Annotated in this window: 10 protein-coding genes; 6 read left to right on the top strand and 4 right to left on the bottom strand. The window is 49.5% G+C overall.

Annotated features, from left to right (window positions below):
- Positions 1 to 124 precede the first annotated feature (124 nt).
- On the top strand, positions 125 to 829 hold the full coding sequence (gene apf / locus QP860_RS06490; RefSeq protein WP_070618075.1) for an aggregation-promoting factor: 705 nt from the start codon (positions 125 to 127) through the stop codon (positions 827 to 829).
- A 773-nt stretch (positions 830 to 1,602) separates the two neighbouring features.
- On the top strand, positions 1,603 to 2,361 hold the full coding sequence (locus tag QP860_RS06485) for a LytR/AlgR family response regulator transcription factor (RefSeq protein ID WP_070618072.1): 759 nt from the start codon (positions 1,603 to 1,605) through the stop codon (positions 2,359 to 2,361).
- Positions 2,362 to 2,437: 76 nt separating this feature from the next.
- Here the strand turns inward: QP860_RS06485 and QP860_RS06480 are convergent, their stop codons facing one another.
- Positions 2,438 to 5,749, bottom strand: coding sequence for a hypothetical protein (locus tag QP860_RS06480; protein WP_070618070.1), 3,312 nt, complete (start codon positions 5,747 to 5,749; stop codon positions 2,438 to 2,440).
- 89 nt (positions 5,750 to 5,838) lie between these two features.
- Here QP860_RS06480 and QP860_RS06475 point away from each other — a divergent pair, with 89 nt between their 5' ends.
- Positions 5,839 to 7,146 (top strand): sensor histidine kinase, encoded by a 1,308-nt coding sequence (locus QP860_RS06475; protein ID WP_070618067.1) that lies wholly within the window; start codon positions 5,839 to 5,841, stop codon positions 7,144 to 7,146.
- Between the two features lie 309 nt (positions 7,147 to 7,455).
- On the opposite strand, the gene pdxS is transcribed toward QP860_RS06475, so the two are convergent.
- A complete protein-coding gene (gene pdxS / locus QP860_RS06470) occupies positions 7,456 to 8,310 on the bottom strand; it encodes a pyridoxal 5'-phosphate synthase lyase subunit PdxS (RefSeq protein WP_070618065.1) in 855 nt (284 codons plus the stop codon).
- Between the two features lie 93 nt (positions 8,311 to 8,403).
- On the opposite strand from pdxS, the gene pdxR reads away from it, so the two are divergent.
- The 3 genes from pdxR to QP860_RS06455 all read left to right on the top strand — a co-directional run bounded on the left by pdxR (position 8,404) and on the right by QP860_RS06455 (position 10,746).
- Positions 8,404 to 9,789 carry a MocR-like pyridoxine biosynthesis transcription factor PdxR gene (gene pdxR, locus QP860_RS06465; RefSeq protein ID WP_070618062.1) on the top strand — a complete coding sequence of 462 codons (1,386 nt, stop codon included), beginning with the start codon at positions 8,404 to 8,406 and terminating at the stop codon, positions 9,787 to 9,789.
- A gap of 225 nt (positions 9,790 to 10,014) precedes the next feature.
- Positions 10,015 to 10,161, top strand: a complete 147-nt coding sequence (locus tag QP860_RS06460) for a hypothetical protein (protein ID WP_168162710.1) — start codon at positions 10,015 to 10,017, stop codon at positions 10,159 to 10,161.
- A 312-nt stretch (positions 10,162 to 10,473) separates the two neighbouring features.
- On the top strand, positions 10,474 to 10,746 hold the full coding sequence (locus QP860_RS06455; protein WP_143236731.1) for a hypothetical protein: 273 nt from the start codon (positions 10,474 to 10,476) through the stop codon (positions 10,744 to 10,746).
- 564 nt (positions 10,747 to 11,310) lie between these two features.
- Here the strand turns inward: QP860_RS06455 and QP860_RS06450 are convergent.
- Together QP860_RS06450 and QP860_RS06445 are read right to left on the bottom strand one after the other, a co-directional pair.
- A complete protein-coding gene (locus tag QP860_RS06450; protein ID WP_256374734.1) occupies positions 11,311 to 11,436 on the bottom strand; it encodes a hypothetical protein in 126 nt (41 codons plus the stop codon).
- A gap of 144 nt (positions 11,437 to 11,580) precedes the next feature.
- Positions 11,581 to 12,876: a uracil-xanthine permease family protein gene (locus QP860_RS06445; protein WP_070618151.1), complete on the bottom strand. Its 1,296-nt coding sequence runs from the start codon at positions 12,874 to 12,876 to the stop codon at positions 11,581 to 11,583.
- Positions 12,877 to 13,415: the final 539 nt, after the last annotated feature.

Here is a 13,415-nt window from a genome sequence, read left to right as displayed (position 1 = left end):
AGGGCTTTTTTTGTTTTGGGGGCCGTGCTAAGATATTTCTTGTCGACGAGGCAAGGCCCTGATGCCTTCGCCTGAAGTGAAAGAATATAGATAAAAAAGAGATGAAAAAGGAGAATTTACTCAAATGAAATTTAACAAGGTACTTTTCGGAGCAAGTGTTGCAATCGCAGGTTTCGCTTTCCAAGCGGTTCAAGGTCAAGACGTTCAAGCAGCTGAATGGGTAGCTCGTACAGTTGAACAAGTTCAAGCAGACGTTAAAGCTGTTGACGGCGATGCTAAAGAATACACTGTTCAATGGGGTGACACCCTAAACGTAATCGCAGCAGCCGTAAACGCTGATGTTGATGCGATCGCTGACCTCAACGACATCGAAAACGCTAACCTCATCGAACCTGGCCAAAAATTAACCTTCGAAGTGGACAAAGACGGTAAGGCCCACAATGTCAAAGCTGAAGGCCAAAAAGCTGAAAACAATGACCAAGTTGCAGCTCAACCACAAGCCCAAGCAAGTTCATACGCTAACGCACCAGCTGCCCAACCTTCACAACAAGCTTACAGCTATGAAGCCCCTGCTCAAGCAGCACCAGCCGCTTCAAACTACACCGGCTCATCTTCATCCGCTAAAGAAATCATCGCCCAACGCGAATCAGGCGGTTCTTACACAGCAACTAACGGCCAATACATCGGACGTTACCAATTATCAGCTAGCTACCTCGGTGGCGACCACTCCCCAGCCAACCAAGAACGCGTCGCTGACCAATACGTAGCCAACCGCTACGGCTCATGGGACAACGCCCTAGCCTTCTGGAACAACAACGGTTGGTATTAAAAAAAGGGTGTGAGACTTGGCGCTTAGACTCGGATGATTGGAGCAAGTCAGAATAAGAGCGAAGCATTCGCTCATTTCTGACTTGTGAAATCACTCCGAGTCTGCCAAGTCGAACCCAACTAGGACGTGAGGACGCACGGTTAGGTTCAAACAATCCTCTAACATTCATACAGAGCTATCGAGTGTGGGTTGATGCTGTTCAATCCACAAACAGAAGGTCCGAATGTGGGTTGATGCTGTTCAATCCACAAACAGAAGATCCGAGTGTGGGTTGATGCTGTTCAATCCACAGACAGAAGGTTCGAGTGTGGCTTGTTACCATTCAACCCACAGACAGAGCCAGCAAGTGTGGATAGACAGACCGATCGAACTCGGGCGCAAGCCAGAATGCGTTTCCTTGTACGTTAAACACCACTCAAAACTATTGAATATAACAATGAAAGGCTAGCACGGCAAAACTGCGCCGGGCTAGCTTTTTTCATTATTTAAGACGATTTTCTTTATGATAATCTTTAAAAACAAGTGGGGAGCAACTTGAGAACGAGGGATTCCAAAGCAAGTAACATCCTTCCAACTTTGAACTAAGGGCTCTGAGCGCAAGTTGAATGCCTCTAGTTTCAAAGGAGGCTGTCCAATGAAAGTTGTAAGAAGAGGCAAAGTTCGATTCCTTCTCACAATCACTCCTGAACCGTTAAATATCGCTCCTAAACGCTTGAGACTGGGAATCTTAGAGGCCAACATGTTATAATTAAGGGAAGTTAGGAGGCTTGCGAATGTTTGAAATTATTATTTGTGAAGATAATCCGGCGCATTTGGAAGCAATGGTGACTTATGTGAAGAACTATCTTGTAATGGAAGAAGATCTTCCCATTCGCCTGGCTCTTGCGACGCCGGAGGCTGCAGAAGTAGTCGCTTATGCTAGGCAGACGAGCGCTAGGCAGGACAGCCTTTACTTTATTGATGTGCGCTTGGGTGAGCAAATGAGCGGCCTAGACTTGGCTCGTAAGCTTCGTCGCTACCAGCCCCAGGCCAAGCTGGTCTTTGTCACAGCTTATGAAGAATACCTGCCCTTCACCATGACCTATCATCTAGAGGCCTTGGATTATATCTTGAAGGATGATTCGCACAAGATGCGGGACAAAATAATTGCCTGTATCCAGACAGCTTATGAGCGGAGCCTGGTTCAAGCGCAGAGCTTTCCCCCTTTTGTCATCCGCAAGGGGGCTCAAACCCAGGTGATCCGGAGCGCAGCGATTAATTTCTTTGAGACCCTGCCTGCCCACCGTATCCGCCTCGTGGGTCCGGATGCTCTCGTTGAATTCTATGATTCCCTCAAAAATATCGAAGCGGACTATCCGCAATTCGTTCGCTGCCACCGGTCCTACCTAGCTAATGTTGAGAATATTCAGGAGTTAGACAGCAAGGAGCGCCAGCTGACCTTTATCGATGGCAGTGCCATCCCCTTCTCTAGGGAACGTTACGACCAGCTGGTGGAAGCCATGGCCAATTATTCCAACCAGTGTCCGCGTTAAAGCAAAAAAACGACCGTCCCACTTAGTCTGCTAGACTAAATTGGGCTGGTCGTTTTTTCTTAGGCTGAGGGATCGCTTATTGGCGTTTCTTCAACCAATAGGCGAGGGGGAGGAGCAAGAGGGCGAGTAGGCCTGCAAATGGCCACTTGCTCGCTTGCTGGTCTTCCTTGTCTTCTTTTTCTTTGCTGGAATGGAGGCTTTCGGAGTCTTGACTAGCTTCAGCAGGCGATACTTTCGCCCCTTCTTTCTGATCTTGGCTAGTTGGGCGGTTAGGGTCAAGCCTATCATCTTCTACAGCTGCTTGGACAGGGGTTTGGAAGATCTGGGCGATGGCTTCCTTAAAGTTGAGGCCCTGTCTGGTGCGCAGGGGACGATCTTCTGGCGATAGGTTACGCGCAGTATCTGCCTCCTGGTTAGGATTTGGACGGAGGAAGCGATCCTGGAAGTTTTGGATGAGCTGGGCTAAGCTGCCTGCTTCAGGCCGGTCATCTTGCTTAGCCAGCTGGGTCTGCCGTCTGACGATACGCTGGCTCGGACGGTTGATCCAATCTTTAAGACTTTGGCTGAGTCGTTCAAGCCAAGAGATGTCTGGCGAAGTTTGGCTAGCTGGCTTCTCTTCTACTGGCTGGGTTGGAGAAGTGGAGCTTGGGCTAGAAGGGGCTTGACTTGTCGCTTCAGGCTGGTCAGCTTCTTTCGCTTGACCTCCTGCTTCATTGCCTGGTCGGGCAGTTTCTTCTTTATTAGCAGGTAGGGTTACCTGACTTTCTTCATAAGGCTTGTCCTTAGTGATGTCATCGTGGTCCTCTATTCCTTGACTCGCTCCAGCCTCTGATGTTTCTTTTGATGGGTCCGGCTTGTGGTCTTGATCAGGCAGCTTGACCTGGTTGCCTTCATAAGGTTTTTCCTTGGTGAGGACTTGGCGGCCGCCTGTTCCCTGGCCACCCTGGCCGAAGTCATCGCCGATATAGCGGTAGACCCGGTCTGGATGGTCTAAATCGGTATAGAACTTCATGGTATAGCTTATGAATGGAACAGGGCTTTCGAGGCCGAATTGTTGGACCCGGTAGCGCCGTTGGCTCCTATTATAGGGGTTGGCTGCCCCACTGATATTGGTCAAGGTTAGGATATAGTCGGAAGTCCCTTCGACAGGCTCAGTCTGATAGTAGAAAGCTTCGAAGCCGGATGGCTGGCTAGGGGATTTGAAGATGTAAAAATTATCCGCAAAAAGAATGGGATAAGCATAGGCCCCTTCAAATGTGCTGGAAGTTGGCAGGATATTGAAGATATTGGGAATATCGACAGGGCCTTTGCCTTCCTCCTGGCTACGAATTTTCTCCGCCTGAGTGAAGAAGGGCCGGGCTCCGCTTGCCTGGTCGGATTTCGGCAGGCTAAAGACTTTTTCCACGCTTTCGCTGTTGCTCTCTGGATCTGAGTTGACCAGGCTGAATTTGACCTGGTAGGAACTATCGTCTTCAGTGAGGATCTCCTTGCGCCAAGCTTCTTTCCGGAAGGTCACCCGAGGCAGGTAGAGCTTACCGACCAACTTATCGCCATACCGGTAGTGGGTGAGGTGGATGAGTTCTGTCTTATCATCGATCTTTTCCCGCTGGGTTTCTTTGGCATAGTAGTGGGCAGGGTCGTCCGTGTCCTTGGTCAGGATGAGGTCGAGGTCGCTTAGCACATTAGCTTGTGATGCGGGCTGGCTTTGCTTTTGGACCCACTCGTCAGTAAAGTGGAGGAGCTGTTGGTAGTGGTAGCGGGTTTGCTGGTCATCGAGTGCTTCTTTGGAAACCCGCCAGTGGACTTTGAAAGTCTTCGTATCCAACATGGGTCGGTCCGTATATTGGTAGATGAGGTCGACTTGGTCCTTGCCCTCTTGGGGGATGACAAACTTCGACCATTTAATTTGACTGGTGAGTCTGCCTTGGCTATCTAGCCTATGATAGGTCAGTTGTTTAGAAGGGAGGTTGAGGATCGGGTCCCAGCCATTTTCAATTTGCTTCCAATTGACCCCCAGCCAGTAGGGATTGAAGCTGAGCAGCTCTTCATCTGAGGCCCCTTCAGGACTATGGGGGAGGTCTTGGTAGATGAATTCAGAGAAAGGATTCTCCTTGTCTTCAACGATGAAGTAGTAGCGGTCATCTTCTAAGATGCCAGGACGAGGGGAGAGGGGCTCTTGAACGGTCTCCTTGTCGATCCGCCGCCAGACCCGTAACTTACCGAAGTCCTGGGGATTGGGGGTCCAGTTTTGGATCCCGTAGAGGAGGTCGCGGTCATTGGCGCTGGGGAGGGGGCCCAGGATGGTGAAGCGGTAGTGGTTATCCGAGTTGGCCTTTTCGGGGATAATCTGGTGCTTGCCTGTGGGCGATTTAGAGAGAGAACGCACGGGGAAGCTAAAGTAGCGGTCCCAGGAGTCTCTAGGTAAGCCCATGAGATCCCAGTGAGTAACGACTTGCTTCTCCGCCTCTTGGCCGCTTAGGCCCTCCTGGCTAAACTTTTGGTAGGGAGGCAGGTCAGCCTGGCCCTGGCCTTGGCTGTGGTCAACGATCCGCTCCAGCTGGCGGTCCAAATTATAGTGGAAGATGAGGCTTGACGCCTGCTCAGGGTCTTGTGGCTGGTCGTTGACTTCGTAAGAGATGATCCACTTGTGGTCTTGCTGGAAATGGGGGTTGCTGTAGCTGACTAGGAGCTGTTTTTGGTCAGCTGAGAGTTCGATTTTGCGCAACCACTCGCTGGGTGGTGTGATGTTGGCGAGCCGCTGTTGGCTGGCTAGGTTTGCGGGGAAGGTGCCGGGCTTATCATTATTGTGATCAGTCCAAGCATAAGGGTAGTTGATGAGTTTATCATTGGGCAAGCCTTTTTTGATCAGGGCTTGGAAGGGGAAGGGAAGCTGGTCGGTTGGTGTTGAGGAGGGGTCGATTAGCGGGGAATAGTGAGACCGGCTGATGACTGGTTTGTAGGCTTGACGGTGCTTTGAAGCGGGCTTAGGCGCTGACTTTGAATCTGCTTTGCTTGCTTGAGGAGCACTTGCCTTGCTTTCCTCGCTTGCCTTAGGGGTGTCTTGGACAGAACTTGGCTTAGGCGCTTCCGTGCTTGGATTCGCCTCTTGAGGCTTAGCCTCAGTGTCAGTTTGCTTTTCCAGGCTGGCACTTGTGTTAGTAGTTGCCGCTGGGCTTTCGTCTGTCTTTTCGGCAGCTGGGGTCTCTGCTTCTACCGGGCGATCGGTTGATGGCTCAGCTGGGCTAGAGGCTTTCGGTTGACTTTCCTTGGCCTGGACGTCTGGAGTCGTTTCAATGGGAGCAGCTTGGACCTCTTGGCTAAGGAAGAAGCAGAGGCTGGCGCTGCAGGCAAGAATTTTAAGAATGTCTTGTTTTAATTGTCTTTGCATATGGTTTCTCCTTATAATGGTAATATCTTAGTGATATTAATATAACATTTTATTAAATTTTTAACTAGTTTGAACTAAGGAGGTGGGCCATGTTTGCTTACCTAATGAGCCACTTGACCCTCTATGATTTTGTTTTTCAGGCCCTGGTGGTCTACAGCTGTCAGTTCTGGGCTAAGGGGAAGCGGTCTCTGACCAGCTATCTGGTCTTGTACGGGCTCTTATTATCAACAGCTCTGAATCCGCTAATTGTGAGCTTAAATTTCTATATGACCTTTAACTTCCTCCTAGTAGCAGCCTGGCTCTACTGGCAGTGGCGAGAGCTGACCCAGGTGATGGCGATGACGGCCTTGATCTTTGTTAATATTTCTTGCCAGGATTTTTATTACTTTAATATTGTTTACGAAAGCCTCCCATACGGCACACTGGGACATTTTATACTTTGGCTCCTGGGATCGATTCCCTTGATCTGGGGGCTCAGTCGCTTGGAAGATTGGCTTTGGCGGACATATTTCTCGGGGTCAATCCGCCGCCACATTACTTTCCTGCTCCTGACGGTGGGCCTGGCTTTCCTGATTTATTTTCCTGCTTTTGTCCGCGACTTCCAGAAGGTTTCAGACATTAATTCGGCAACCTGGATTTATTTGGCCCTGACCAACCTGCTCTTATTGATTTTCCTGATTTTTGCGGCGGCTCTCTTCTATCAGGGAACGGAAAGGATCCGCCAGGCGGAGCGCCAACAAGCTGAGCAACGCTTGGATGCGGAGTATGGGCGCTTAATCCGCCAACAATACAAGGAGATGCGGCGCTTTCGCCATGACCTGAAGAACCTCTTAGTGGGCTTCGGGGGTTATATTGAGTCCCGGAATTGGGAGGGCTTGGCGAGCTATTACCAGGCGCTGAAAGCAAGCGGGACCAGTTTGGACCTAGCGGAAGACCACCCCATCTTTGATTTGGTAGACTTGCCGAATGATGCCTTGCGGGAACTGGTCCAAACCAAGCTGAGCTTAGCCTTGGCCTACGATATCCCGGTCCATGTCGAAGTGGCCGAGGACCTGCCCCAGATCCAGGATGGCGTGGCGGGCCTGGTTCGGATCGTTGGTATTCTCCTGGACAATGCCATTGAGGAGTCTGAAGGCTTTGACCAGGCAGACCTGACCTTTGCGGTGGAAGCGGTGGAAGGCTATCTCTCCATTAGTGTGGCCAACCGCTGCCAGGATCCCGACCAAGTGAGGGCGGTTCTCCAGAAGACGGGCCAGTCGACCAAGGCTGGTCCGGGCCAAGACCGGGGCTATGGCTTGGTTAATATTCAGCGTCTGAGTGAGTCTCAGGGGATCCAGCACTTTACCAGCTTCTTGGGAGATACCTTGGTGCAGGAACTCTTGATTGATTTGAATTAAGTCGCATAGTGAGCATTCGTTCCGCTTTTGAATTTGGTCCTTAAAGAGCCATGGCACCGGCTCGAGCCAAGGTCTCTCGCCTAGCGAGCTTCAAACGGCTAGTATGGCTGACGCCTACTATCCGTATTTCACATCGCTTGCTTATTCATGGCTAAGGACTAACTTCAAAGCTACACTCCTGCTCATAAAGAGATAGTTAAATGAAAATGTTTTAATCAATCACTGCTTTTTATAATAATCTACTTTCATAAGAAAAAGCGACCCTGTCAAGGGGGTCGCTTTTTGTCTTAATGAGGTATAGCTCGATATTTAGCGGAGGGCCATGAGAACGTCAATTTCGTCTTCGTTGAGGCCGACCATGGCTTCGCCGAGGTCATAGGAGACTTCAGCGATGACTTCAGGCTGATCATAATTGGCCACAGCCTTGACGATGGCCTGGGCCCGTTTTTCAGGGTTGCCGCTCTTGAAGATCCCACTACCAACGAAGACGCCTTCTGCTCCCAGCTGGCGCATGAGGGCAGCGTCTGCTGGCGTTGCTACGCCACCGGCAGAGAAGTTGGGGACAGGCAGGCGTCCTTCTTGGTGGACGAAGCGTAGGAGTTCAATCGGCACCTGGAGCTCTTTGGCCTTGGTATAGAGCTCATCTTCCTGGAGGGCACGGACACTAGCGATTTCTCGGTTGAGGGTGCGGAGGTGTTGGACAGCTTGGACCACGTCACCCGTCCCGGCTTCCCCCTTGGTCCGGATCATAGCGGCTCCCTCGCTAATGCGGCGGAGGGCTTCGCCTAGGTTGCGGCAACCGCAAACGAAGGGCGTCTTGAAGTCGTGCTTGTTGATATGGTTGGTATTGTCGGCGGGTGAGAGCACTTCCGATTCGTCGATATAGTCGATCTCTAGGGCTTCGAGAACTTGGGCTTCAACGAAGTGGCCAATCCGCGCCTTAGCCATTACAGGGATGCTCACCGCTTCTTGGATCTTTTGGATAATGGCTGGATCGCTCATCCGACTCACCCCGCCTGCCTTGCGGATATCGGCGGGTACGCGTTCGAGCGCCATGACTGCTACGGCACCTGCTGCTTCAGCAATCTTGGCTTGTTCATGGTTGATCACGTCCATAATGACCCCACCCAGTAATTGGTCGTTAACTTCTTGGAATTTTGTCATGATTGGGCCTCCTTTTTCTAATGCATTTATTATAAAATAAGTCTGTAACCTTCTAAAGGTACAAAAGCTATTAAAAAAAGGGGTACAGATACCATGTTATCGATTGACTTTAAGCCAGGCGAGAAGCTCTACGAACAAATTTATGAGCGCTTGAAGGCGGCTATTTCGGACGGCTACTATCAGAGTGGGGACCAGCTGCCCTCCTTCCGGGCCTATGCCGACCACTTGGGGGTTAGCTTGAATACGGTCAAAACAGCCTACTTCCAGCTCTTGGAAGAGGGTTATATTATTTCTAAAGAACGCTGTGGTTTCTTCGTGGATAAGATCGAACTGGATCATCTGGGACCGAGAGAGGCGGTCTATCCCCAGTATCTTGCGGAGGCAAAAGAGGCGTCTGCTTGGCGTTATGACTTCTCGCCCTCAGCGGTTGACCTAGAAGGCCTGGCTCGGACCGGTCTCCAACAAGCGGCCAGTCTGGGAATGGCCCAGGCTAGTCGCTACCAGCAGGCCAATCCCCTGGGCGAAGTGCCCCTCCGCAATGCCCTGGCCCACTACCTCTATGAATTCCGGGGCCTGGCCACTTCGGCTGAAAATATCGTGATCACCCGGGGCTTTTCCCATAACTTACTGGCCTTAAACCAGGTCTTCGGCCATGCTTGTTATGGCCTGGAAGATCCTGGCTATGCGCTGAACCTAGCTAGCCTGCACGCGAATTTTGAGCAGAGGGAGAAGATCCCCATTGACCGCTATGGTTTCTCGGTTAAGGACCTGGAGCAGACGCCGGCCAATATTGCGGTGGTCTCTCCCAACCACCAGTTTCCCACCGGGCAAGTGATGGGGGTCCGCCGTCGCCAGCGCTTGTTGAACTGGGCGTCTGAGCGACCCGACCGCTACATTATTGAGGATGACTATGACTCTGTCTTTAAGTATGCGGGGCGGCGGATTCCTGCCATGAAGGCTATCGACCGGGACGACCGGGTCATCTTATCGGGATCCTTCTCCAAGTCGATTGGGCCTTTTATGGGCTTAGCCTATATGGTCCTGCCAGACGCTCTCTTGGACACTTACGCAACTTGTGCAGATCTCGGCTTGACCCCCTCGATTGCTAGCCAGTTGACCCTCAGCCAGTGGATGGCGGAAGGAGCCTTCACCAAACATGTCAACCGGATGAATACCTATTACCGGAAGAAGCAGGGGCTGATCATCGACGCCCTCCAAGAGCTGCCGGGGCTATCTTTCACCCAGGCGGATACTGGCCTCTACCTGGTCTTTCGCCTAGACCCTGACTGCTATAATCTGAACCAGCTGACCCAGACCTGGCAAACAGAGGGGTTGAAGATCGACAGTGTTGCTAGCTATTGCCGGCAGAAAAACTGGCCCTGGGCAGACTATCTCCTCGGCCTGGGCGGCGTTCCCCTAGCTGACCTGCCCCAGGCGATGGAAGTTCTTCGTCGGAGTTTAGAGGGGAGTCGGCTGTGATGACCATACGGGTGCTTGAATTATATTAAAACAGATAATAATTTCATTGTGTGTATTAAATATGATAAGAAATAAGAGGCAAATATTTCAAAAGAATTAAATCTATCTCAACGAAAATCAAAAAAGTAAAAATAATGTAAATTATTCTCAACATACTTGATATATATATATATATTAGGCTTTGCTTAAGCATAAAAAACCAATAATATAAAAGGTGGAGAAGCTATGAATGCGCTTATTAATTTTCTCATGGCAATATTTTTTATCATATCAGGCGATAAAAATCCTGGGAATGAAACAATTTTAAAATTTATAGGTGTAATCTTTTTGTTTTTTGCTTTAAAAGAAACGTTTATAGATAAAGAGAAATAACTGTTACTACAATGGGTTATGGGCTAAGATCTGTTTGAATTTGATGGCTATATTTTTAATGAAAGACTAATTTCGGCTCCTTTAGAGGAGGGGAAGGGGATATAATAAAAGAAAAAGAGTGGGGGGAGTATAGTGAGAATCCTAGTGATCTTAGCCCTTTTATGGGGGATTCAGCTACTGATAAATCTTACCGGGCTCCGTTTATCTTTTGGGAAGGCTTTCCTGGATGCCCAAGCAAATAAATGCTGTCTAAAAATTTATCTGATTTTTTTAGTTAGTATGCTTGGACTGATCATCCTGGAAGTCTATGTCTTGCCGCTTGCTTTCTTCTGCTGTGTCCTTTCTCAATTTCTTAAAAGCTACTCCCGGACTTTAGAAGACCTCTATGTCGCGGGGACTAGCTATCTAATTGTCTTTATCCCCCAACTGGTCTTTGTCTGGCAGATGGTGAAAAACTTGCTTCAAAACGAGGAAAGGCGGTTTACCCTAAGCTACTTTCTGACTATTTTCTGTATCCTTCTTCTCTTAACCACAGCTTGGGCCATCCTGATCCCTATCACGGCCATTGCCTTATATGGGGTGTGATGATTTGATCTCACTTTGTCTTTTTGTTAGTTTGAAAGTGAAAGCGAGGGAGATCGGTAATGAAGCGGATCGAAAAAATCATGAATGGCTATGTTTTTATTCTAGTGTGTATGATTTACTTCCTAGGACGCCTCTTGGATTTCGCTTTGGGGCAATCATTAAGTGAAGTAGTCTGGTCCTTTGAAAATTTCATGTATTTACTGGGTCTAGCGACCTATCTGTTTTGTTTAATCAAAATGAAGCGTGATGGGGTCATTGATAGTATTTGGTGATAAAATTTAGCTTAATTGCTATTTAGTTGAATAAAATTAGATTTTTGAATTATAAGATGAAGTCGTTTAAACAGTGTTTTTAATTTAGGTTGTCGGTATTAATAGCTGGTTAATTTTGAGCAGTAGTGGAGTTTTGGATGAGATCGTTAGCCATGAAAAAGCAAGGCCAGGGTGTAAAGGATAGCGGGAGAAATAGACCTCTGGAGCAAAGAGACAGAGAAGACTAAAAGTCTTCGACGGCTCTTTGTGAAGAGGAGCTATTTCTGCTAGCCTGAACCCGACTAGATGTGAATTACGGATAGTCGGCGTAAGCCGTTACTAGCCGTTTGAAGCTCGCTAGGCGAGAGACCTTGGCTCGAGCCGGTGCTGCTTTAGCTGTAGGAGCAAAGCGACGTACGGATAAAGTACGAGACGGCATTAGCCGTTCTCGATCCCTTAAAATTTAACGATCACATCCAAAACGGAACGGATGCTCACTCATGCGACTTGGTTTAGAAGTAAATAAAAGAGAAGCTACAATTCCAGTCTTGGTTTTGTAGCTTCTCTTATTTTATGTATTTTTTTACCGGTCCGAATTAATCTTGAGGTCCTTGAATTCAGGCAGGGCTAGGTTGAGGCAGACACCGACGATGGCGGCTAGGGCGGTCCCAGACAGGGAGAAGACGCCGACTTGGAGGATAGCGCCGCCCAGACCTAGGACGAGCATGGCACTAGCAATAACTAAGTTGCGGACTTGGTTGAAGTTCACCCGGGCTTCGATGAGGACCTTCAAGCCGTTGCTGGCGATGACCCCATAGAGGAGGATGGACATCCCACCTAGTACGGAGGCTGGGATGGTTGAGATGAGGGCAGTAAACTTGCCCAGGCAGCTCAGGATAATGGCAATGATAGCCGCATTGCGGATGACGCTGACAGAAGATACCCGGGTCAGGCCGATAACGCCTGTATTTTCCCCGTAAGTGGTGTTAGCAGGCCCACCTAGAAAAGCAGAGACGGCCGTTGCCACCCCATCCCCGATCAGCGTACGATGGAGGCCAGGTTTTTTCAAGAATTCGCTGCCGCAAATTTCGCTGAGGACAGTGTGGTCGCCGATATGCTCAGAGATGGTAACCAGGGCGACAGGCAGGATGGCGATGGCTTCGGGACCGAAGTAGAAGCGGTAGCTGTCGAAGAAGGGGGTCTGGAAGGGGAGTTGGAATTCGGGGAATTGGAACCAGGCCGCTTCATGGACAGGAGTGAAATCCACGAGGCCCAGGCAAGCAGCAGTAATGTAACCGCCAATCAGGCCAATTAGAAAAGGAATGACCCGGATAAAGCCACGTCCGTAGACGTTAACGAAGGCACAGATTAGGAAAGTTACGACAGCGACCAACATCTGCTGCCAGGTCCCATCTGCAGTAAAACCCGCATTGCTGACGGCGGAAGAAGACAGGCTTAGACCAATCACGATAATCATTGGCCCAATCACGATAGGTGGCAGGAGCCGGTCGATCCAGCCGGTGCCCAGAGCTTTGACAAGGAGGGCGACTAATACATAGATCACACCCGTCAGGATAACCCCGGTCTGGGCGGCTGATATATCGCCCCCCAATTGTTTAATGGCATAGGACATGGCCCCGATAAAGGCGAAAGACGATCCCAAGTAGACAGGAACTTGGTGCTTGGTTGCGAAGTGGTAAATCAAGGTGCCTAAACCACTACAGAAGAGGGCCACTGAGACTGGCAAACCCAAGATGAGCGGCACCAGAATCGTTGCTCCAAACATGGCGAAGACGTGCTGGAAGCTGAGCAGTAAACCCTCCGCAAAGGGCGGGGTGTCCTCAATATCAAAATTCATGCGTAACTGTTTGGTGTTCATTTCCATGACTTCATCCCTCCATAAGTCAATATCCAATCATTGATCAAGAGCCAGCCTAAAACTGGCCAAACTTTTGAAATTATACCGCATAAAAATCCCTTATTCAAGAGAAGGTTAAGAAAAAATTAAAAACGGAGGGTGTGAGGGCGCGCGGTTAGCTTCCTTTCACTGGAGCAAGTCACCAGAGCAGTCTGCAAGACTGCGGCGGAGACTTGTGAAGTGACAAGAAAGCTGCGCGACCGAACCCGACTATAAGGGTGTGAGGGCGCGCGGGTAGAAGTGGACCTTTGGAGCAAAATATCGAAGAAGGCTGAAAGACTTCGCCGATATTTTGTGAAAAGGAGCCACTTCTGTGCGCTCGAACCCGACTATAAGGGTGTGAGGGCGCGCGGTTAGCTTCCTTTCACTGGAGCAAGTCAGAATAAGAGCGAATACTCACTAACCAGATATGGTAAAAAACAAAAGAGGCTGGGACAAAAGTTCCAACCTCTTTAAAAAAAACGAACTTTTTTCAAAAATTTGTTCCAAAAGTCAGGCCT

It is taken from the genome of Aerococcus sp. UMB1112A (assembly GCF_030230715.1).
Classification (GTDB): Bacteria; Bacillota; Bacilli; order Lactobacillales; family Aerococcaceae; genus Aerococcus.
The sequence above is the reverse complement of the archived record's forward strand: the minus strand, read 5'-3'. Positions and strand labels throughout refer to the sequence as shown.